The sequence below is a fragment of the Actinomyces sp. B33 genome, from assembly GCF_028437565.1.
In the GTDB taxonomy this organism is placed as follows: Bacteria; Actinomycetota; Actinomycetes; order Actinomycetales; family Actinomycetaceae; genus Pauljensenia.
In genome coordinates, this window is the sequence record NZ_JAMRYR010000001.1 from 325632 (window position 1) to 348278 (window position 22647).

Here is a 22647-nt window from a genome sequence, read left to right on the forward strand (position 1 = left end):
GGAGTGGTCGCCTTCCGTTGAGGATGGCGATGCCGGGTGGATCGCCATCCGTAGCGTCACGGGTCCACGTGAACGGAAGGTGAACAGAGAGGCGACTCGACTGTGGGACGGGACACATTCGCCGCCTCGCCCGTCCGACGCTCCGGCCCCGCGCCGGCGGGGCTCAGCCGTCGGCGCCCCTGCGCCCCCCGGCCGGGCCCGATCCGCTCCCGGGCGCCTGGCGGCGGCGCCGAGGCGCCGTGTAGAGCGGCTCGGCGGGGATCCATCGGCGGTGGGGGCGCCGCGGCGCCGCCTCGACGGTCTCCTCGACGAGGCTCGTGATCCGCTCGCGCAGGAGCCTGCGCTCGGCGCGGCGGCGCCGGTCGAGCTCGTCGGAGAACGCCATCGTCATCGCCACGCACGCGCCGACCATGACGATGGAGAACGGCAGTGCCGTGAGGACCGACAGGACCTGGAGGGCGCCCAGGCCCGCGGTCAGGTCCCCGGCGCCCGCGCCGGCCCACAGGAGGACGGCGGCGATGACCCCCTGGAACGCCGCCCAGAAGAGGCGGATCCCCAGTGGAGGCGTCTGGGCGCCCCCCGAGGAGAGCATCCCCAGGACGAAGGAGGCGGAATCGGAGCTCGTCACGAAGAACACGACGAGGAGGAGCATGAACAGTCCGGCGAGGACGGCTCCGCCGGGGAGGCGGTCGACCATGGCGAAGAGCGCGGTCGTCGTCCACTGGTCGTCGGCCGTCAGGTCGGCGCCGCCGTAGATCTGCTGGAACAGGGCGGTGCCGCCCATGACGGTGAACCACAGGAAGGTGACGAGGGTGGGCACGCCGAGGACGCCGACGACGAACTCGCGGACGGTGCGCCCCTTGGAGATGCGGGCGATGAAGACGCCGACGAAGGGCGACCAGCTCATCCACCAGCCCCAGTAGTACGTCGTCCACGCGCCGAGCCACGCCTCGCCGTCGACCCCCTGGTAGGGCAGCGTGCGGAACGACATGGGGATGAAGTTCTGGATGTACTGGCCCAGGGATTGGACGAACTCGCGCATGACGAAGAGCGGCTCGCCCAGGACGAGGACGGCGACCATGAGGACCGCGGCGAGGACGAGGTTGCCGTTCGACAGGATCTTGATCCCGACGTCGAGGCCGGAGGCGACGGACAGGGCGGCGAGGGCGGAGATGACGAGGACGACGAGGAGGAGGACGGTCGGGGTCTGCGCGAGGACCCCCTGGAACTCGAGTCCGGCGGTGAACTGGGAGGCGCCGAACCCCAGGGAGGTGGCGACGCCGAAGAGGGTGCCGACGAGGGCCGCGATATCGATGACGTCTCCGATCCTTCCCTTGACCCTCTCGCCGAGGAGGGGCTCGAGGATCCATCGGATCGAGACGGGCCGGCCCCGGCGGTGGCTCATGTAGGCGATGGAGACGCCGACGACGACGTAGATCGCCCAGGCGGACAGGCCCCAGTGGAGGAAGGTCGTGTTCATCGCGGACTGGGCGAGCGCCGACTCGGAGCCGGCGGCGGTCCCGGGGACGGGGTCGACGTAGTGGCTCAGCGGCTCGGCGACGCCCCAGAAGACGAGGCCGATGCCCATGCCTGCGGCGAAGAGCATGGCGAACCAGGAGGTGCGGGAGTACTCGGGCTCGTCGTCGTCGGAGCCCAGGACGATGTCGCCGTAGCGGGAGGCGGCGATGACGACCGAGAAGGCGACGAATCCGACGACGATGAGCGTGTAGTACCAGCCGATGTCGTTGACGACGGTCGAGGACACGGCCGAGACGATCTCCTGCGTCGAGGAGGGCCAGATGAGGACGGGGGCGATAAGGGCCAGGGCGATGAGGACCGCGGGGACGACGACGCCCCAGGAGACGGAGGCGTCGGCCTCGTCGGGGAGCGCGTCGTCGGGGGAGGCTCCCGCCACCGGGGCGGGAGTTCCGGGGGCCGATACGGTCATGGCCGCGGCCGCGGCGGTCGTCATATCGGCCGCGGAGCGCGTGCCGAGGGCCTCGTCGAGCGGTCTGTCGTCGGGCGCGAGGTCGGGGTTCACGGGTGCCTCTCATCGGGTCGTCGGTCTGCGCATGCCCGTCGACCCTAACCCGATACGCATAATTCCGCACGATCAGACGAATGAACATGCGAAGAAGATCCACGCGAGAAGACGCGCATCCCTCAAAAGCAGTGATCGCCCAGCCTTTTTGCTGGAGCCCTCATCTCACGTCTTCCACCAAACGCATAATTATACACGAACGCCGTCGCGCAGGTGCGTGCGCGACGGCGCGTGCGACCCGCCCCGGGGTGCGCCGGGACGGGAGACGTCCCGGGTCAGCCCCGGTCGGCGAGGGACCGGATGAACCACGCCTGCTGCTCAAGGCGCCCGATGTACCCGATGAGGATGTCGCCCGAGGTCGCGTCCTCGGCGTCGACCTTCTCGTGCACATCGCGCATCGTCGCGACGACCGCGGTGATCGCCGCGACCGCGTGATCGATCCCCTCGGCGGTCGAGACGACGCCCTCGGGGATGGCAGGCAGGGTCGCGGTCTGGGCGACGACATCGGCGCGGCCGTCGGGAACCGCCTGGATCGCGCGCATGCGCTCGGCGACCTCATCGGACGCCTCGCGGGCGATGGCGACGACGTCGTCGAGGTACAGGTGAAGGCTGCGGAAGCCCGTCCCGACGATGTTCCAGTGCAGCTGCTTGGAGGCCAGGGACAGGGCCGTGACGTCGACGAGGACCTTCTGCAGATCGTCGGCCAGGACGTCGGAGGCGGCGAAGCCTGCGGAATCGGCACTCATGGGGTTCTCCTTCCAGACGATGGCGACGCCTCGGGGGCGCCCGGACACCCCTCAAGCATGGCCCACCGGCGCGTTTCTCGCGACCGCTGACGCCGTCCGCTCACTCGCGGCCGCCGACGGCCCGGCGCGCCCCGATGAGGATCGCCGCGCCGAGCGCCCACTTGACGACGCCTCCGGGGACGAACGGGATGAGCCCCGCCTCCAGGGTCGCCATCAGCCCGAGGGTCTTGCCGTGGAGGAGGTGGAGGACCGCCCACATCCACGGGACGCCGATGAGGAACGGGATGAGAGAGGCGATGCCGAAGGCTCCGACGCACGCCAGGGGGCGCCGGTCCCACGACCGCTCCGACAGGCGGCCGATGACCCACGCCGTCGGGATGAACGCGAGGACGAACCCGAAGGACGGCTGGAGCGCGTAGGCGGGCCCGCCGCCCATCGACGCGAACCACGGGACGCCGGCGACGCCCAGGAGCGCGTACAGGCCCAGGGCCGCCGCGCCCCGCCGCGAGCCGAGGACCGCGCCGACGAGCATGACGCCGAGGGTCTGGCCGGTGACGGGCACCGGCCACAGGGGGATCGTCGCCTGGGCGAGGAGGCCGACGGCGCAGGCTCCCGCCCCGACGAGGGCCGCCGAGCGCAGGAGCGTCCGCCCCGGCAGGAGGTCGTCGACGAGGACGGGGGACGCGGGGGCTGTGGTCATGCGAATGTCCTTTCGTTCCGGCGGGGAACCCGCCGCTGGTCGGATCCGGGGCCCGTCAGGGCCGCGGGGCCCGCGGACCGGGGTCCGCGAGGAGGAGGACGGTCGCCTGGGCGATCGCCCAGGGCCCGTCGTGGGAGAGGCTGACGCCCCACGAGGCGCGGGCGCCGCGCGAGCGTGCGAGGGAGTCGAGGGCGCGGGCGACCCCGCCGTGGAAGCGGAGGGAGGGCCTGCCCCACCGGTCGACGACGACCTCGATCTGCGAGAAGTCGAGCTCGTCGCGCGGGATCGGCGGCGGCTCGCCGTCGAGGGCCTGGCTCCACGCCTTGACGACCGCCTCCTTGGCGGCCCAGCGGGCGCCGAGGGACTCGACCGCCCTGGTGCCCGGCCGGGCCCGCGCCGCCGACGACCCTCCCGCGCCGCCGGGGACCGCGTCACGCGACGCGCACCGGGCCCACTCGCGGTCGGTGAAGACCCGGGGGAAGACCGACCCGGGCGCGCCCAACTGGTCGGCGAAGGACGCGAGATCGACGAGGTCGACCCCCTGCCCCCAACCGACGAGGGGCGCCCCGACGGGCGGCTCCCCTCGGCACTCCCCGCTCATCGCCGGGCGCCCCCGTAGACGCCGTCCGCGCCCAGGCGGGCCGACGGGTCGAGGAGCATCGCGGCCTCCGCCTCGTGCGCATCGCCCTCGGGCAGTCGGCGCCCGTCGACCGGGGTGAACAGGTCGGCGCGGCCGATCATCCCCCGCTCGAGTCGGCGCCGACCCCGGGCCAGGCGCTCGCCGGCGCGGGCGCGCCAGCGGGCGGCCTCGTCCGCGCCGCGCTCGTCGGCCAGGCGGGACTCGAAGGCCGACGGGTGGACGAGGGCGATGAGGGCCGACACGTGGCCGAAGCCCAAGGAGGTCAGGACGCTGGCGCGCACCGGGCGGGCCGACATGTCCAGCGGCCGGCGCAGCCACACGAGCGGCGTGAAGCCGCGCATCTGCGGGTCCAGGCAGTCGAGGCTCCGGTTGCCGGGGATCGTCTGCCGGGTGAACACGTCGACGAGGCCCCCGATCTGGAAGAGCGCGGCGCCGCCCTTCGCGTGCCCCGTCACCGTCTTCTGGCTGATGACGTGCAACGGGTTGCCCGGCTCTCGCCCCAGAGCCCGCGACAGGCGCGAGTGCAGCTCCGCCTCGTTCGGGTCGTTCGCGAGCGTCGACGTGTCGTGCTTCGACACGACGGCGACGTCGTCGACGCCCGACCCGAGGGCCTCCAGGGAGCGGCTCAGCGCCGATCGGGACCCTCCGCGTCCGGCGGCGAGAGCCCCCAGGCCCGGGGCGGGGATCGACGTGTGCGCGCCGTCGCCGAAGGACCGCGCGTAGGCGACGACCGCGAGGACCGGCAGCCCCAGGTCGGCGGCCACCGACGCGCGGGCCAGGAGGACCGTGCCCCCGCCCTCGGCCTCGAGGAAGCCGGCGCGGCGCCGGTCGCCGGCCCGCGAGAAGTGACGGCTCGTGATCCCCCGCCGCTCCAGCGCCGCCGACTCGGCGGTCGCGTTCATGTCGCCGAAGCCGGTGAGGGACTCCACGGAGACGCCGTCGATGCCGCCGGCGACGACGAAGTCCGACTTGCCCAGGAGGATCTTGTCGACGCCCTCCTCGACGGAGACGGCGGCCGTCGCGCAGGCGCCGACCGGGTGGATCATCTGCCCGTAGCCGCCGATATACGACTGCATCGTGTGGGCGGCGACGACATTGGGCAGGGCCTCCTGGAGGATGTCCTGGGGGCGGTCCTCGCCGAGGAAGCGGCTGAGGAACACCTGGCGCAGCGACTCCATGCCGCCGATGCCGGTGCCCTGCGTCGACGACACGTCGGCCGGGTGGACGGCGGCCAGCAGCTCGGCGGGGGTGAAGCCCGACGAGAGGAACGCGTCGACGGCGGTGACGAGGTTCCACACGGCCATCCGGTCGAGGGCCTCGACCATCGCCGCGGGCACGCCCCACCGGGTCGGGTCGAAGTCGTCGGGCATCTGGCCGCCGACGCTGCGCGACAGGGTCGCGCGGCGCGGGACGCGCACCGCCGAGCCCGCCGTCTTGCGCACGAGCCACTCGCCGGTCGCCGGGTCGCGACGCACGCGGGTGCGCGCCGGATCGGCGGCCTCGTAGGCGCGGGCGTCGGCCTCGTCGCGCACCGCGAACTCCTGATCGGAGTCGAGGTAGACGGTGGCCTCGTCATCCGACCCCCCGTCGACGAGGAACCCGTCGTCGCTCAACGGGCGGATGCCCGCGCGGGCGACGACCTCGTCGCGGAAGCGGTCGTACACGTCTGCCTCGTCGACGGGCGCATCGGCCGCGTCGTACCAGCCCGGCGCGGGGGTCTGCGACCAGTGGACGAGTCCCGTCATCCACGCGAGCTCGAGGACGCCCGCGGCGGTCAGGTCGATGTCCGAGTCGGCGTTCTCCGCCTCCGCGCGGGTCCTCCCCGACCCCCAGGCGCCGACCTCGCCGATGCCGACGACGACGACCTGGTCGTCGAGGGGCGTCGAGACGGGGCCCCAGTCGAGGCGCTCGGCCAAGCGGGGGCGCACGAGGCCCGGCAGCGCGCGGATGCTCGCCGCGGGCCGCTCCTCCCGGGGGGCGGGGGCGTCGGCCAGGGCCCGGCGCTGCTGCTCGGCGAGGGCGGGCAGGTCGAGGCCCGCGTCGGCCAGGCCGCCGGTCAGGTCGACGTCGAGGACGGCGTCGGCGGCGCTGCGCCGCGCCCGGGGGGTCAACAGGTCGACGAGCCGGTCGGCCATCTCGTCGCTCGTGTACACGTGGACGCCGGCGGCCTCGGCGGCCGGCACGAGGACGTCGTTGCCGCCCATGAGGGAAGTGCCCTTGACCCATCCGATCTTCGGGTGCGCCAGGGTCGTCCGCTCGGTCCACCCGGTCTCGTTGCGCCACTTCGCGCAGATCGCGTCGAAGGAGGCCTTGGCCTCGCCGTAGGCGCCGTCGCCGCCGAAGATCCCCCGGTTGGGGGAGCCGGGCAGGAGGACGTGGGTGCGCCGGGCGATGTCGGTCGACGCGTCGAGGCCGGCGACCCGGTGGATCAGGCGCTCGACGCTCCACAGGAGGAGGCGCTCCTGGGCGAGGGCGCTGTGCGGGTCCTCGCCCAGGCGACCGAACACCGGCGGGGCCGCGAAGGGCAGGAGGAGCGTCGGCCGCAGCGCCTCCTTGACGACCGTGGTCGTCGCCCCCGAGGTCTCCGCGTACTCGGCCCCCACCCAGTCGACGAGGGCGTCGACGTCGCGCAGGCTCGCGATGTTCGCGGGCACGAGCCACAGGGCCGAGCCGACGGCTCCGTGGCGCCGGTAGAGGTCCTTGGCGTAGGCCAGTCGCGCGTCGTCGACGCGCGAGGAGGTCATGACGACGGTCGCCCCGCCGCTCAGGAGCCGGGCGACGAGGCCCGCGGCGATGGAGCGGGGCGCGGCGCCGGTCACCAGGGCCGTGTCGTCGGCGAACAGCAGGTCGGCGTCCTCGCGGGCCAGGTCGGCGGCGCGGGCGAAGAACGCGGCGCGCCCGGCGTCCCCGCAGTGGGAGGCGTACCAGGAGGCGAGGTCGGCCAGATCGCGACCGGCGCCGCGGATCCGCGCCGGATCGATGTCGTCGGCGTCGAGGGCGCCGGCGAACACGCGGGCCAGGTCCTCGCGGATCAGGGCCCACGAGTCGTCGAGGAGGACGGCCCGCTCGGCATCGAAGGCCGGGGCCACGGAGGCGGCCCAGTCGGCGCCGAGCTCGGCCTCGACGGCCTGGGCGAGGTCCGCGAGGGACTCCTCCCGCTCCCCCGCGGACGCCGGGACATCGAGTCCGAGGAGGGCGAGGGTCTGGCGGGCCTGGGAGGCGAGGACGCCGCCGGGGCCGAGGATCTTGCGCGTCAGCTCGTCGAGGGCCGCCGAGTCGACGACCGCGCCCGACGAGTCGGAGGCGGCCCCCGGCAGGGCGACGGACACGCCCGCGGCCTCGCCGACGCGGGCGACGGCGGCGTCGACGAGGGCGTCGACGTCGGCCGCCGACGAGGCGGCGGTCGGCAGGTCCGCGAGCGCCCCGCCGCGCACCGAGTCGGCGTCGCGCGTGCCCAGGAGGATCTCGGCGGACACCGCGTCGGCCCACCCCTGGGGCAGGCCCCAGACGCCGGTGACGCGCGAGGCGATGTGCCCGGCGGGCAGGCCCGCCGATCCGAGGAGCTTGCGGGCGCGGGCGCCGATGGCCTCGGACAGGACCGGGCCGAAGGGCCGGTAGGAGGAGGCGGTGGCGTCGACGGCGACGAGGAGGTCGGAGACGGAGGCCTCGGCGGCGCCCTCGATCGTGGGGACGCCGAGCTCGGCGGCCATGTCCATGAGGAGCTGGTTGCGCTTGGAGGACACGCCGTTCGTCAGGGTGTCGACGGTGTCGGCGTCGTCGATCTGCTCGGGGCGGATCTTCGTCGACAGGGCGAGGAGGGTGCGCACCGCCCGCGACGCGGGGAACGGCAGATCGGGGGCCTGGGCGCCGGAGACGGCCCCCGAGGCGGGCGCGGCCGGGGCGGCGGGCGCCGGGGCCGCCGCCTGCTCGGGTCGGGCGGCCTCGGCGGCAGGGAGGGCGTCGACGGGGGCGTCGGGGGCCGGCTCCTCCTGATCGACGGCCTCCGCCGGCGCGGGGATCGCGTCCTCGGCGAGGACCCGGGCGGCGTCGCGGTCGCAGTTGAGGACCTCGACGTCCCCCCACCGGCCCGGCAGGGCCAGGGTCCGCTCGGCGAGGTTCGCCAGCGTCGGCGCCGACCCCAGGCCGATCTCGACGACCCGCTCGACGCCGGCGCCGCCCTCGTCGGACGGGGCCATGAGGAGGCGCTGCGTCTCGATCCACCGGACCGGGGAGGCGAACTGCCAGGCGAGGAGCTCGACGAGGAGGACCCGGCCCGTGTCCGGATCGTCCGCGGCCTCGTCCCACGAGTCGACGAGTCGCTGGACGGCCCGGGAGGGGACGACCTCGAGGATCGCCTCGGCGAAGTCGCGCGTCACCTCGAAGGGGCGGGCCACGAGGTTGGGGATGTAGCGGCCCACGAGCGCCCCCGTGTCGACGCCCTGGGGGATCAGCTCCTCCAGGCGGGCGCGGAACGGGTCGACGCCGGCGCGCAAGCGCTCGGAGTGGAAGGGAACGTCGATGCCGGGGATCAGCATGAACGGGCGGCGCCCGCCCGCCAGGTCGGCGCGGCGCCCGGCGTCGGCGGCCAGCGCGTCGAGGCCCGCGACCGTGCCGGCGACCGCGTACTGGCGCCCCTCGAGGTTGAAGTTGACGATCTGGAGGAACTCCCCGGTCGAGCGGGACAGGTCCTCGACGTAGGCGCGCACCCCGGCGTCGTCGAGGCCGAACTGGTCGGGGCGCAGCGCCCCCATCCGGTAGTCGGACCGCCCCCGGTCGTCGCGCTCGACGAGGTCGTGCATCGCCGACCCCCGGTGGTAGACGATCTCGAGGACCTTCTCGAAGGGGAAGATGCCGGCGCACGCCGCCAGCGCGTTGTACTCGCCCAGGGAGTGGCCCGCGTACAGGGCGCCGTCGACGAGGGCGCCGCGCGCCTCGAGGTCGCGGGTCTGCGCGTAGGCGAGGGTCGCCAGGGCCACCTGGGTGAACTGGGTGAGGTTGAGGATGCCCTCCGGATGGCGCAGGACGCGGTCGCCGACGCGCACGCTCGTCGGGTTGTCCCGGACGATCGCCTCGATGGAGAAGCCGAGGGCCGCTCGGGTGTGGCGGTCGGCGCGCGCCCACACCTCGCGGGCGGCCGCCGACCGCTTGTCCAGCCCCATGCCGGGGCGCTGGATGCCCTGGCCGGGGTACACGTAGGCGGTGCGGGGCGCGTCGAGGACGCCGCGGCCGATGGACACGACCTCCCCGTCGATCCGGCACGTCGCCTCGACGACGAGCGCGCCGCCGACCAGGCCGACCCGCTCGACGGTGATCTCGACGCTGTCGGACAGGTCGACCATGCCGACCATCCGGTACTGCCACGACGCCAGGCGCATCGCGGGCCCCTGGACGGCGCGGACCGCGCCCGGCGAGGCCGGGGCGTCGGCGGGGGACGTCCCCGCGGCCTCGACGACGTGCTGGGCGGTGGCCGACAGCCACATGCCGTGCACGAGGGGGGCGTGCAGGCCCGACAGGCCCGCGGCGGCGGCGCTCGTGTGGATCGGGTTGAAGTCGCCCGACACGTTCGCGAAGGCCGTCATGTCCGCCGGGGCGGTGACGACGGCGCGGCGCAGGAACGAGCGCGGCGTGTCGACGGCCCCGGCCTCGCCGTCCAGCTCCGGCGCCGGCGACGGGGGCTGGGAGGAGGCGACGCGGCCGCGGATCGCGAAGCGCTCGGTCAGGCGGGCGACGGGCACCCCCTCGTGGGACAGGGCGACCTCGACGCGCACGACCCGCCCGGCGCTCGACTCCGACAGCTCGGCGCAGCGCGAGACGACGTCGACGCGCGAGCCCGCCTCCGGCAGGGCGCCGTCGAGACGGACCGTGTGGTCGAGGTGGACGGCGTTGACGAGGCCCTCGATGACGGGCACCCCGTCGCGCACCGCGGTGCCCAGCGCCGTGTAGATCGCCGGCCAGCAGGGGCCGACGAGGGCGTCGGGGACGATGGGCGCCAGGTCGGCCCGCAGGGCGGCGCCGGTGACGGCCGCGTGCGCCCCGCCGAGGTCCGCCGAGAGGGTGAAGGAGTCGTGAACGGTGCCGAAGCCCTCGTCGGGCTCGACCCGGGGCATCCGGTCGATGCGGTCGCCGTTGACGGTCGTCGTGCCGACGCCGGCGGCCCCGGCGAGCAGGTCGTAGGCGGTCGACGACAGGCGCTCCATGTCGACGACGGGCACGGCGCCCGTCGCGCACCCCTCCGGCAGGGTCAGGGGCAGGACGATCTCGCGGACCGCGTGGGGGGCGTCCGCCCCGAGGCGGTCCCACGCGGTGTCGCAGTGGACGACGATCGAGGCCCCCGCCCCGTCGACGACGACCGACGTGGACTCGGGCATCGTCCGCGCCGGGTTGGCCACGAGGTTGGACGCCCATTCGATGCTCGGCACGGCGCGCAGGAACTCCTCGGCGCTGGCCGCCCCGGCCAGGCGCGACCACGCCGGCTCCGGCCGCCCACCGCCGGCGGCCACCTCGTCGGCGACGGCGGCCTCGAAGCGGGCGAAGAGCTCGCCGATCGGCTCGTCGACCCGGTCGATGCCCGCCACCGACCTCGGCCCGGGGATGATGCGCACGGCGTCGGCGTCGAAGCGCGCGTCCTGCGCCTGCCACAGGGTGTCGGTGCCCCACCAGCGCGCCAGGTCGGCGTCGAGGGCGGGGACGAAGGGCATCGGCTTGTGGTGCTTGCGGCACAGGACGGGGAACCACGCGGCGTCGGCGGGGGCCACGGGGGTGGTGCGGGCCCGCGGGTAGGCGTCGAGGAGGGCGGCCAGGGCCGCGGGGGCGTCGTCGAGGTCGTCGGCGGAGGCGAAGAGGGTCTCGACGTCGCCGTGGTCGGCGTCGGCCAGGCGCGCCTCGATGCGGTGGAACAGGTCGAGGACGCGGTCGGCCCACGTCCAGTCGGCCCACGGGAAGGACAGGTCGACGACCCGTTCGGCCCACTGCGCGTAGGTCATCTCCTCCAGGTCGCCGAAGTAGGGCTTGGCGGTGCGCGACAGGGCGTCGACGAGCTCGTCGCGGCGCTCGCGCAGGGCGTCGGGGTCGCCGCCGATCTCGTGGATCAGGCGGGAGGCGCGCGACGACGAGTTCTCGATCTCGTGCATGTCGGCGTCGAGGTGGCTCTGGCCCGAGGTCATGCCCCCGGCGGTGAGCCCACGGCCGACCCAGCCGTCGCCGCCGACGCCGGGGGTCTCGACGAGGAGCCGCTTGACCTGCGGGGAGGTCCGGGCCTCCAGGCAGGCCATGGTGGCGGTGCCGACGAGGACCGCGTCGACGGGCATGGCGGGCCGCCCGTGATCGGTGGACCAGCGGCCGGTGATGTAGCGGGCGGCGTCGGCGGGGGTGCCGATGCCGCCGCCGACGGCGAGGACGACGCCGGGGGTCGCCCGGATCCGCGGGTAGGTCGCGAGCAGGAGGTCGTCGAGGTTCTCCCACGAGTGGTGCCCGCCGGAGTGGCCGTCCTCGACCTGGAGGATCAGGGTCGTGCCGGGGTTGGCGTCGGCGATGTCGAGGCACGCGTGGATCTGCTCGACGGTCCCGGGCTTGAGGCACAGGTGGGTGAAGCCGTCGTCGGCGAGCTGGGCGATGAGGTCGGCGGCCTCGTCGGGCTCGGGGATGCCGGCGGCGATGGTGACGGCGTCGATGGGGGCTCCGGCGCGCCGGGCCTTGGGGACGATCCGTTGGACGCCGAATTGGAGGTTCCACATGAAGCGGTCGAAGAACATCGTGTTGAACCCGGCGGTGCGCCCCGGCTGGAGGAGGTCGCGCAGGCCCTGGAGGTTGTCGGCGAAGACCTCCTCGGAGTACTGCCCGCCGCCGGCCATCTCGGCCCAGTGCCCGGCGTTGGCTGCGGCGGCGACGATCTCGGGGCTGACGGTCGTCGGCGTCATGCCCGGCAGGACGATCGGGGATCTGCCGGTCAGGCGGGTGAAGGCGGTGTCGACGACGGTGCGCCCGTCGGGCAGGGACACCAGGCGGGGCGCGAAGTCGTCCCACGACACGGGGGCCTCGGGGACGAGGGTCCCGTCGTCGAGCCCGGTGCGGGCCTCGTGGGTGGACGCGTCGGCGACGCCCGACCCCGTGCCCGCCAGGAGGGGGGCGGTCAGGCGCCCGACGACGGGGCTGGGCCCGAGGTCGAGGAACCAGGAGGCGCCGCGCCGGCGGGCGTCGTCGACGCGGGCCGGCCAGTCGAGGGGGTCGACGAGGATCGCGCGGGCCAGGTCGTGGGCGAGCGCGGCGTCGAGGGCGCGGCCGGAGTCCGCGATGCGCCCGGCCCATTCGTCGACGAGGTCGACGGCGCCGGCCAGGAGGGGGCTGTGGAAGGGGGCGTCGACCGGGAGCCAGTCGAAGGAGGCGACGAGGGGGGCCCCGCCGCGCTCGTGGGAGTCGAGGGCGGTGTTGTGGGCGGCGACGAGGCCCTCGATGGCGGCGCGGGCCCGGGCGAGATCGGCGGGGGCGGCGACGAGGACGCGGGCCTCGGGCCCGTTGACGACGCCGACGGCGGCGCCGGGGGCCTCGGCCAGGGCCCGATCGACGAGGCCGGCGCCGACGCCGGACACGGAGAGCATCGGGGAGCCGGAGGGCCGCGAGACGGCCCCCGCCTGGCGGGCGACCCGCTGGGCGGCGACGCCGATGAGGGAGGCGATGGCGAGGACCCCGTGGAGGCGCTCCTCGTCGGAGTCGAGGAGGGCTCGGGCGATCTCGACGCCGAGGACCCCCTGGGAGTGCCCGAGGAGGGCCGCGGGGCGGGAGCGGCGCAGGTCGAGGCCGGTGGCCTCCAGGTCGAGGAGCGCGGAGTACTGGGCGAGGGCGATCGCCGGGACGCAGACGGCGGGCGCGGTGTCGAGGGAGTCGGCGGGCGCTCCGTCGAGGATCGCGTCGACGCGGTCGACTGCTCCGGGCGCGGAGGTCATGAGGTCGAGGGCCACGGGGGCCAGGAGGGCGCGGGCGGAGGCGACGGCGCCGCGCAGGGCGTCGCCCCGGCGGGGCAGTCCGAGGTCGCGGGTGAGCTCGGACTGCCAGGAGCTGCCCTGGCCGCCGAGGATCAGCGCGTAGTCGGAGTCGAGGCCGGTGAGGAAGGAGGTCATGTCGGGTCCGTTCGTCGGGAGGGGTGGAGCCGGGGGCGCGGCGGGGTCACACAGGGGTCACATGGGGGCGTTGTCGTGGATTCTCGGACTGGGGGCGGGCCGCTCCTTGCGGATGAGGAGCGAGAGGGAGCGGCAGATGGCCTCGCGGGTCCGGCCCGGCTCGATGAGGCCGTCGAGCTCGCCGTTGCGCAGGGAGAGGTTCGGGTTGACCGAGTGCTTGTCGTAGAGCTCCTGGTATCGGGCCCGCTGCTCGGCGACGTCCCTGCCCTGCGAGCCGGCCTTGGCCAGTTCCCGCCGGAAGACGATGTCGACGGCGCCCTCGGAGCCCATAACCGCGATCTGGGAGGACGGCCAGGAGAAGTTAACGTCGGCCCCCAGGGATTTCGAGCCCATGACGATGTAGGCGCCGCCGAAGGCCTTGCGCACGATGATCGTCACCATCGGCACCGAGGCGGTGGCGTAGGCGGTGATGAGCTTGGCACCGCGCCGGATGATGCCGGCGCGCTCCTGCTCGGAGCCGGGCCGGTAGCCGGGGACGTCGACGAGGGTGACGATCGGCAGGGAGAAGGCGTCGCAGAACTGGACGAATCGGGCGGCCTTCTCCGACGCGTCGACGTCGAGGGTCCCGGCGTCGTTGAGCGGCTGGGAGGCGACGACGCCGGCGGGGCGGCCCTCGAAGCTCGTGAAGCCGATGAGGACGGAGGGGGCGAAGAGCGGCTGGACCTCGAGGAACTCCTCGTTGTCGGCGATGGCCTCGATGACGTCGACCATGTCGTAGGCCTGCTTGGGGGACTCGGGGACGAGGTCGCCGACGCGCTCGGGGGCCGAGGGCGCGCAGGTCGCGGGGTCGTAGGCGAATCGGGGGGGCTCCTCGCTGCAGTGGGAGGGCAGGTACGACAGGAGGGTGCGCGCGTAGTCGAGGGCCTCGGCCTCGTCCTCGGCGAGGAAGTGGGCGACGCCGGAGATCGTGTTGTGCAGGTCCCCGCCGCCGAGGTCCTCCTGGGAGATCTCCTCGCCGGTGGCGGCTTTGACGACGGAGGGGCCGGTGACGAACATGTACGACGACCGCCTCGTCATGATGATGAAGTCGGTGAGGGCCGGGCCGTAGACGGCGCCGCCCGCGCAGGGCCCGAGGATCAGGGAGATCTGGGGGACGACGCCGGAGCACTCGGTGGTCTTCTTGAAGATCCTCCCGTACTGGGCCAGGGCGGTGACCCCCTCCTGGATGCGGGCGCCGCCCGAGTCGAGCATCGCGATGATCGGGATGCGCAGGGAGAGCGCGGCGTCCATGAGGTGGAGGATCTTATCGCCCTCGACCTGCCCGAGGGTCCCGCCCATGACGGAGAAGTCCTGGGAGTAGACGGCGACGGGCCGCGAGTCGATGGTGCCGATGCCGGTGATGACGGCCGATCCGAGGGACCCCTTGACGATGTCGCCCCCGGCGAAGCGGTTGAGCTCGGTGAAGGACCCGTCGTCGAGGAGGGCGGCGATGCGCTCGCGCGCGGTCTGGCGGCCGTGGGGGTGCTGGCGGGCGCGGGCCCGCTCCTCGGCGGCGGTGACGACGCTGCGGTTGTGCTCGACGAAGTTCGCGCGGGAGACGATGCCGGTGTCGGCGTCGTCCTCGGTGAGGATCTGCTCGGGGGTCATGGCCGCTCCTCGGGGTCGATGGCGACGAGGACGTCGCCGGGGTGGACGGTGTCGCCGACGGCGACGCGGATGGAGGAGGCGGTCCCGGCGACGGGGGCGTACACGGGCTTCTCCATCTTCATCGATTCCAGGACGACGGCGAGGTCGCCCTGGGCGAGGGCGTCGCCCTCGCCCAGGGCGATGCGCACGACGGTGCCCTGGATGGGGGCGAGGACGTCGGTGGACGAGTCGGAGGCGTGGGCGGCGCGGGCGCGGTGGCGCCGGGTGGGTTGGCGGCGGACGGCCCCGGGGTCGGCCGGGACCGCCCCCAGGAGGCGGGAGGGGACGCGCAGGCGGGTGCGGCGCCCGTCGATCTCGATGACGAGCTCCTCGGTGGGCAGGTCGACGCTCCGGGCCCCGACGGGCTCGCGCGGGTCGGGCGCGGGGCGCGCGAGGCCCGCGGTGTCCGCGGCGACCTCGTCGAGGAGCCCGATGTCCTCCAGCCACGTCGTGTGGACGCGCAGGCCGCAGTCGGGCCCATCGGGTCGGGACGCGGCCCCGGGGGTGTCGGGGCCGGTGAAGTCCGGGTGGGAGACGATCCTCGACAGGAGGGGGGCGGGGGTGGCCAGGCCCTGGACCTCGACCTCGTCGATGGCCCGGCGCAGGCGGGCGAGAGCCTGGTCCCGGGTCGGCGCCCAGACGACGAGCTTGGCGATGAGGGAGTCGAAGCCTGCGCCGATGGCGTCGCCGGCCCGCACGAAGGAGTCGATGCGCACGCCGGGGCCGCCGGGCCAGGTCATCGACCGGATCGTCCCGGTCGTCGGCATGAGGGAGTCGGCGGGGTCCTCGGAGGTGATGCGCACTTCGAGGGCGTGACCACGGGTCGGCAGGGGCTCGGTGAGGGGGGCGCCCTGGGCGAGGAGGAGCTGCTCGCGGACGAGGTCGATGCCGACGATCTCCTCGGAGACGGTGTGCTCGACCTGGAGGCGGGGGTTGACTTCGAGGAAGTAGGCGCGCCCCGAGGGGTCGACGAGGAACTCGCAGGTGCCCGCGCCCACGTAGTCGACGGCGTCGAAGAGGGCGCGCGAGGAGGAGGCGAGGAGGTCCTCGACGCCGGCGGGCAGGTGGGGGGCGGGGGCCTCCTCGACGACCTTCTGGTTGCGCCTCTGGACGGAGCAGTCGCGGGTCGAGACGACGCGGAATCCGCCGTCGGCGGCGCGCGCGCACTGGGTCTCGACGTGGCGGGCCCGCAGGACGGCCTTCTCGACGAAGCAGCCAAGCATCGAGGCGCCGTCGGGCAGGTCGCGGAAGTACCGACGGGCCGCGTCCTCGTCGTCGAGGCGGGTGATGCCGCGCCCGCCCCCGGAGTCGGCGCGCTTGATGAGGACGGGGTACCCCTCGTCGGCGGCGAAGGACAGGACGCGGTCGCGGGCGGCGCCCGGGTCGGCATCGAGGGCGTCGCCGGGGATGACGGGGGCGCCGACGTCGACGGCGAGGGCGCGGGCGCGGATCTTGTCGCCGAGGGCCTCGATGGCGTCGGCGCGCGGGCCGACCCAGGTCAGGCCGGCGTCGGCGACGGCCCGTGCGAAGGCGGGGTCCTCGGAGAGGAACCCGTAGCCGGGGTGGACGGCGTCGGCGCCGCCGACCCGGGCGGCCGCCAGGAGGGCGTCCGCGTCGAGGTGGGCGGAGGGGGCGGCGCCGATCCGGTGGGCCTCGTCGGCGAGGTCGACGTGGAGGGAGGCGGCGTCGGGGTCGGTGTAGACGGCGACGGAGGGGATGCCCATGTCGCGTGCGGTGCGGATGATCCTCACGGCGATCTCGCCGCGGTTGGCGACGAGGAGGCGTCGGATGGGGCGGTGCGCGCTCATGCGTGGACTCCTGATGGGGGTCGGGGGCCGGTGGACGAGGGCAGGTCGACGTCGCCGACGGCGATCCGTATGGGGCGGGAGTCGGCGTCGAGGGCGAGGAGGGCCCCGTCGTCGTCGACGCCGGTGGGGCGCACGTCGAGGCGGGCGCCGTCGGGCAGGCGGACGGAGCAGGGGGCGTCGGGACGGGCGAGGAGGCGCTCGTAATCGCGCTTCCAGGCGGGGCGGTCGGCGGCGAGGAGGCGGGCGAGCCCGTCGCGGATCGCGAGGATCAGGGACTCGGCGGTCTCGTCGCGGTCGGCGCCGGCCAGGTCGAGGGCGCCGGCCAGTGGCCCGGCGCCGGAGGGGACGGTGCCGAGGTTGAGGCCGATGCCGACGCCGACGCGGTGGAGGGGGCGCAGGGCTGTCGGGGAGTCGATGTGCTCGCAGAGGATGCCGGCGACTTTGCGGCCGTCGACGAGGACGTCGTTGGGCCATTTGAGGCGGGGGCGGTGGCCGAGGTCGGCGATGGCGGCGGCGACGGCGAGGCCGGCGACGGGGGTGGTCCATGAGAGGTCGGCGTCGGGTACGTCGACGAGGACGGCGAGGAGGAGGGACCCGGGGTCGTCGGCCCAGGCGCGCCCGGAACGCCCCCGTCCGCCGGTCTGGTGGCGGGCGACGACGGTCGTCAGGGGCGCGGGGCCGGGGGCGTCGCGGGCGATCCGGGCGAGGACCGTCAGGGCGGAGTCGACGGTGCCGTAGCGCAGGATCGGCGCGCTGGTCTCTGGTCTGCTCATCGGCTACCAGCGTGGGCCCCCCGGGCGGGGCCCTCAAATACGGTGCGGTATATTCGGCGTTTTCTCGCGGGAAAGTCGTCGTCTTTTTATTTCAAGTTTCCAACTATCCGGGATGACGCGGCCCCTTCCCCGCTTCGGGTGCGACCTCCCCCACGGGCTCGGAGGAGGCGTAGAGGATCTCGAGGACGACGTCGAGGACCTCGCGGGCGGAGGAGTCGCGCACGGGGACGGGTCCCGCCTCGGGCCGGGCGGGACCCGTCGAGCGCGAGCGGGGGCCGACGACCTCGCGCCAGGCGGCGACGCCCGCGGCGCGCATGACGATGCCGATGACCGAATGGGTCATCGCCCGCTGGTTGCGGGTCAGGCGCCGTCCCGCCGCTTCGAGGATCCATTCGAGGACGTAGCCGAGCTCGTCGACGAAGGCGAGGTTGATGTCGAGGAGGCGCTCGCCCCACTCGGGGTCGCGGATCGAGCGCATGAGGAGCTCGGAGTGGACGAGGTACAGGGCCTTGTCGATGCCGATGGCGTCCAGGGCCTCGTACAGGAGGGTCTCGATCATCGGCGCGCGGGGGTCGGCGCCGGCCGCCGCCTCCGGGCGGGGCCGATCATCGGCGCCGTCGATTGTCGGCCCCGCGCCCCGGGAGGGGGCGGCGATCCCGGGGCGCGCCGCCCAGGCCTCGACGGTCGCGCGCAGGCGGGCGATGAGCCCGTCGTACTCGTCCTCGGCCAGGGCCGCCAGGAGCGAGTCCTTCGACGCGAAGTTCGAGTAGAAGGCTCCGCGGGTGAATCCCGCGCGCTTGCAGATCCTCTCCAGGCTCGTCGCCTCGACGCCCTCGTCGATGATGATCTGGCGCGTCGCGGCGATCAGACGGTCCTGCGTATCGATCCTGTTGCCCATCGCGCTCCTTCCGGTCGGGCCCATTGTTCGCCGATGTTTTCGGGGGCACAACCCGGATGAACGCGGAGGATCCGTCCGGATCGCTCGCGGGACCGGAGGGGATGACCGGTCTTCGCTTCTTCTGAAACCTTGGAAACATGCGAGTGTGAACGTTATCATTATGGTGGGGCGTCCGACGCGGACGTCGACCGCCCCCAGCGCGGCACACCGCCCGCGCCCGATCCCACCGGCGCCCCTCCCCCACGGCGCCACGATGAATCGAAGGTGATTCCATGCCCCTCGCATCGCAGCACCGACCACGCACCGCCCTGCGGCGCATCGGGACGGGAGCCCTCGGCCTCGTCCTCGCCGCCGGACTCGCCGCCCCCGCCCACGCAGCCGACACCCCCGACCCGGGAACCGAGCCCCTCGTCGAATACCTCTTCTCCCAGACCTCCGGCGCCGAAGTCCCCAACACCGCCGCCGGCTCCGCATTCGGCGCCGCCCTCGTCCACAATTCCGCCGACTCCCAATGGACCGGCGATTCGCTGACCCTCACCGGCGGCCCGAAGACCTCCACCGGCAACTGGGTCGAACTGCCCGACGACCTCCTCGTCTCCGCCGACTCGGCGACGATCTCCACCGAGATCCTCCTCGACCCGTCCATGACCAGTACCCCGAACTTCGTGTGGAACATCGGCAACGAGGTCAACCAGAGCTACTTCTTCACCACCGTCACGGGCACGACCCGCACGGCCATCACCACCGGATCCAACCCCGGCGAGAACAACGCACGATCCTCCATCACCCTCGACCCCCACCGCTGGTACCAACTGACGAGCGTCATCGACGGAGGCGCCGGAACAATCTCCTACTACATCGACGGGGCCCTCGCCGGTCGGGCGGCCACCGCCCTGACCCCCGCCTCGATCACCGACCAATCCCTCAACACCATCGGCCGCTCCCCCTGGCCCGACCCCCTCTTCGCAGGCCAGGTCGCCGCCTTCCGCGTCTACGATCGCGCCCTCAACGACGACGAGATCGCCGACCTGGCCGCCCAAGACGCCCTCCTCCACGAGGACAGCTTCGCCAGGGCCGCCGAGGACCTCGTCACCTCCCTCCCCCCGATCTCCCTGACCGACTCGACGACCCGACTGCCCGACTCCAACGGGCTCGTCACCTGGAGCGCCGCCCCCGACTCGCCCGTGAGCGTCGACCCCGACGGCCTCACCGCGCGCGCCGAGCAGCCTGACACCGGGGCCGCCCCCATCCAAGCCTCGCTGACCGCCACCGCCACCATCCGCGGCGTCACGGCCAGCGCCGACATCCCCGTCACCGTCCGCCCCCGAGCGGGCGCCCACGACACCTACGGATACCTCATGGTCCACTTCCTCGAGGATTCCGCCGGCTACGCCGAGAAGATTTACCTCGATATCTCCCGCGGCGACAACCCCGAGCAATGGGACCCTCTCAACGGCGGGCAGCCCATCCTCGCCTCCCACCTGGGCACCACCGGGGTCCGCGACCCATTCATCACCCGCAACCCCGAGACCGGCGTCTACTACATCATCGCCACCGACCTGCGCGTCTTCGGCGGGGAGACCGGCAGCGCCGGCTGCACGAACTGGTGCCACTGGGCCAACCACGGATCGACCCGGCTCAACGTGTGGGAGTCCACCGACCTCGTCCACTGGTCCGACCTGCGCCAGATCGACCTCCAAACCCCCGACTCCCCGCGACTCGGCATGGCCTGGGCGCCCGAGGCCCTGTGGGTCCCCGACTATCACGAGGACGGGACCGGGGCCTTCGTCTTCTACTGGTCGTCCAACACCTTCGAGGCCGCCGACACCACCCACTCCGGCCCCACCTACAACCGGGTCCTGTGGGGATCCACGACCGACTTCACCGAGGCGACCTACCGCTACGGGGGCGTCTTCGTCGACACCGGCGGCAACGCCATCGACACGACGATGATCCAGGACCACGGCACCACCTACCGGATTACCAAGGACAACGCCTTCGGCAACGGCATCTTCATGGAATCGACCTCCTCCGCCCGCTGGTGGGAGCCGGAGACCGAATGGACGAAGACCCAGACGAAGATCGGGGCGAGCTGGTCGGGAGGCAACCCCGGAGGAGTCGAGGGACCCGCCGTGTTCAAGCGCCACGACCGAGACCGCTGGTACCTCTACGTCGATGTCATCCCCACGACCGGATACCGACCGATGTGGACCGACGACCTCGACGCCGGATGGCAGTACCTCGATGCCTCGGACTTCTTCATGGCCCCGTCGACCAAGCACGGAGGCATCATCTCCCTGACCCGGGCCGACTACGACCGTATCCGCAACGCGGACGCGACCGCAGTCGCGGACGGCGCCGCCGAGGGCATCGGCGCATCCCTCGCCCAGGGGGCGTCCCTCGACGAGATCCGGGCGGCGCTGCCCGACCGGATCGATGTCACCCTGGCCCACGGGAGGGGCACCGGGACGCTGCCCGTCTCCTGGGAGGTGTCCTCGGTCGACCCGGCGGCGGCCGGCACGTACGCCATCACCGGAACGGTCGATTCCCTCGGGGCGAATCTCAACGACTGGGTGGGGGCCGACGGTTCGACGGCCTTCGATGCGGCCGATCGGACGCCGAGGAGCTCGACGCGCCTGACGGTTCCGGCCACGGTGACGATCGAGGCGACGCCGGTTCCCGAACCGCAGCCGGATCCCCAGCCCCAGCCTGAGCCTGAGCCGAGTCCGCAGCCACAGCCGCAGCCGGATCCCCAGCCCCAGCCGCAACCGCAACCAGAGCCAGATCCCCAGCCTCAGCCTGACCCGCAACCAGAGCCAGGTCCACAGCCTGAGCCAAGTCCACAGCCTGAGCCTGAGCCGGGTCCGCAGCCACAGCCGGATGAGGTGTCGGTTGTCGTCGATCGGGTGTCGGTGGTCTATGGGCAGACCGTGGTGATCACGGGGCGCGGGTTCACCCCCGGTGATCGGGTCAGCGCGTGGCTCCACTCCGATTCGGTGCTCATCGGGTCGACCGTGGCCGACCGGTACGGCAGGGTCGTGTTCTCCTACGAGGTCGATTCGTCGATCGAGGTCGGGGACCACCGGATCGTGCTCGTCGACGAGACCGGCGCACGCACGGCCTCGACACCCCTGACGATCCTGGCCTTCTCCCTCCCCACCCCCGCACCGGAGCCGGCACCCGCACCCGAGCCCGCGGCCGGGTCGAAGCCGGCTCCGACACCGCGACCCCACACGACCACATCCCCCACCACCCTCGCCACCACCGGTACCGATGCCGCGATGCTCGCCGGCCTCGGCCTCGTTCTGGGGATTGGGGGTCTCGCCGCTTTGACCCGCAGGAGAAGGGACCGCTGAGCGTCGGCTAACGGCGGCGGTACGCACGGAGGAATCCACCGCCGCGCCCGAGGAGGGGTGGGGACCGGGTTGCCTGGTTCCCACCCCTTAGGTCGGGTTGAACTCCCCGGGGGACAGGAGCAACCGAAGGAGGAGCACCGATTCCCCTCTCCCGGACCGGGCCGGACTCTCGAAAGCAGGAACAACCCGAGGAGGAAACCCCGGCCCCCGCCCTTCAGGCCGGACCCGATGGAGGCAATCCACGCCTCGCCCTCCCCCAACCCCCGGGCCGAATTCCCGAGGACGAGACCCCGGCCCCCGCCCTCGGATCGGGTCGGCCTCCCCACTAGCCATGACGACACGGACCGGTGAACACCGCAGACTCTGACCGCCGAGTCCTCGTCCAGTACCGTCCTCAACAGGCACTCCGCACTCCCCCCTCCTCTCTTCTCCTCCCCCGAAAACGAACATTTCCCACCTAATCCGGTAGGAAATGTTCGTTTTCGGGGGAAAGGGGAGCCGAGGTATCGATCCTGCTCGACCGCGAGTTTCACCGGCCATCATTTTTGAGGGGATAAGTCCAGGAAATCGAGGTAGTCGGCGATGGACCCCCCACACACACGGACACTCCCATCCGCACCCCCGCAGTCGAGCACCGCCGGGTCCACTAGTTGCACGAATCGCATCCACAGCCACGCGCGCCGCCGACGCGGCACAACTCACCAGCTTCAGCCCCGGCATGCGAAAACCCCGAGCGCACGAAGAAGCCCCAGGACATCGGTGAACGATGTCCTGGGGCTTCACGTGGAGCCGCCTGTGGGAATCGAACCCACGACCTATTCATTACGAGTGAATCGCTCTGCCGACTGAGCTAAGGCGGCCGCGCCCGCAATCCCATCAGGACCTC

General features: G+C 73.3%; 10 protein-coding genes and 1 tRNA gene. 1 reads left to right on the forward strand and 10 read right to left on the reverse strand.

The genetic code is table 11. The features are described 5' to 3' along the window. Positions 1-163: 163 nt before the first annotated feature. From M3T53_RS01455 to M3T53_RS01495, 9 genes are all read right to left on the reverse strand, one after another. Entirely contained in the window at positions 164-2041 is a 1878-nt protein-coding gene (locus M3T53_RS01455) for a BCCT family transporter (protein ID WP_272432661.1), read from the reverse strand. Positions 2042-2316: 275 nt separating this feature from the next. Then, the gene (locus tag M3T53_RS01460; RefSeq protein WP_272432662.1) at positions 2317-2787 is read right to left on the reverse strand and encodes a Dps family protein; all 471 of its coding nucleotides are present in this window, start codon (positions 2785-2787) and stop codon (positions 2317-2319) included. Positions 2788-2887: 100 nt separating this feature from the next. Further along, a complete protein-coding gene (locus M3T53_RS01465; RefSeq protein ID WP_272432663.1) occupies positions 2888-3487 on the reverse strand; it encodes a biotin transporter BioY in 600 nt (199 codons plus the stop codon). A 55-nt stretch (positions 3488-3542) separates the two neighbouring features. After that, entirely contained in the window at positions 3543-4088 is a 546-nt protein-coding gene (locus tag M3T53_RS01470) for a holo-ACP synthase (RefSeq protein WP_272432664.1), read from the reverse strand. Next, on the reverse strand, positions 4085-13240 hold the full coding sequence (locus M3T53_RS01475) for a type I polyketide synthase (protein ID WP_272432665.1): 9156 nt from the start codon (positions 13238-13240) through the stop codon (positions 4085-4087). The genes M3T53_RS01470 and M3T53_RS01475 overlap by 4 nt, the downstream gene beginning before the upstream one ends. A 57-nt stretch (positions 13241-13297) precedes the next feature. Further along, positions 13298-14887, reverse strand: a complete 1590-nt coding sequence (locus M3T53_RS01480) for an acyl-CoA carboxylase subunit beta (protein ID WP_272432666.1) — start codon at positions 14885-14887, stop codon at positions 13298-13300. Then, complete coding sequence (locus tag M3T53_RS01485) at positions 14884-16734, reverse strand: ATP-binding protein (RefSeq protein ID WP_272432667.1); 1851 nt, start codon at positions 16732-16734, stop codon at positions 14884-14886. The genes M3T53_RS01480 and M3T53_RS01485 overlap by 4 nt, the downstream gene beginning before the upstream one ends. Next, complete coding sequence (locus M3T53_RS01490) at positions 16731-17507, reverse strand: biotin--[acetyl-CoA-carboxylase] ligase (RefSeq protein WP_272432668.1); 777 nt, start codon at positions 17505-17507, stop codon at positions 16731-16733. Before M3T53_RS01490 ends, M3T53_RS01485 begins: the two co-directional genes overlap by 4 nt. A gap of 103 nt (positions 17508-17610) precedes the next feature. Then, on the reverse strand, positions 17611-18405 hold the full coding sequence (locus tag M3T53_RS01495) for a TetR/AcrR family transcriptional regulator (RefSeq protein ID WP_272432669.1): 795 nt from the start codon (positions 18403-18405) through the stop codon (positions 17611-17613). Positions 18406-18677: 272 nt separating this feature from the next. On the opposite strand from M3T53_RS01495, the gene M3T53_RS01500 reads away from it, so the two are divergent. Then, on the forward strand, positions 18678-21761 hold the full coding sequence (locus M3T53_RS01500) for a LamG-like jellyroll fold domain-containing protein (protein ID WP_272432670.1): 3084 nt from the start codon (positions 18678-18680) through the stop codon (positions 21759-21761). 784 nt (positions 21762-22545) lie between these two features. On the opposite strand, the gene M3T53_RS01505 is transcribed toward M3T53_RS01500, so the two are convergent. After that, positions 22546-22621 (reverse strand) — tRNA-Thr (locus M3T53_RS01505). Between the last annotated feature and the right edge of the window lie 26 nt (positions 22622-22647).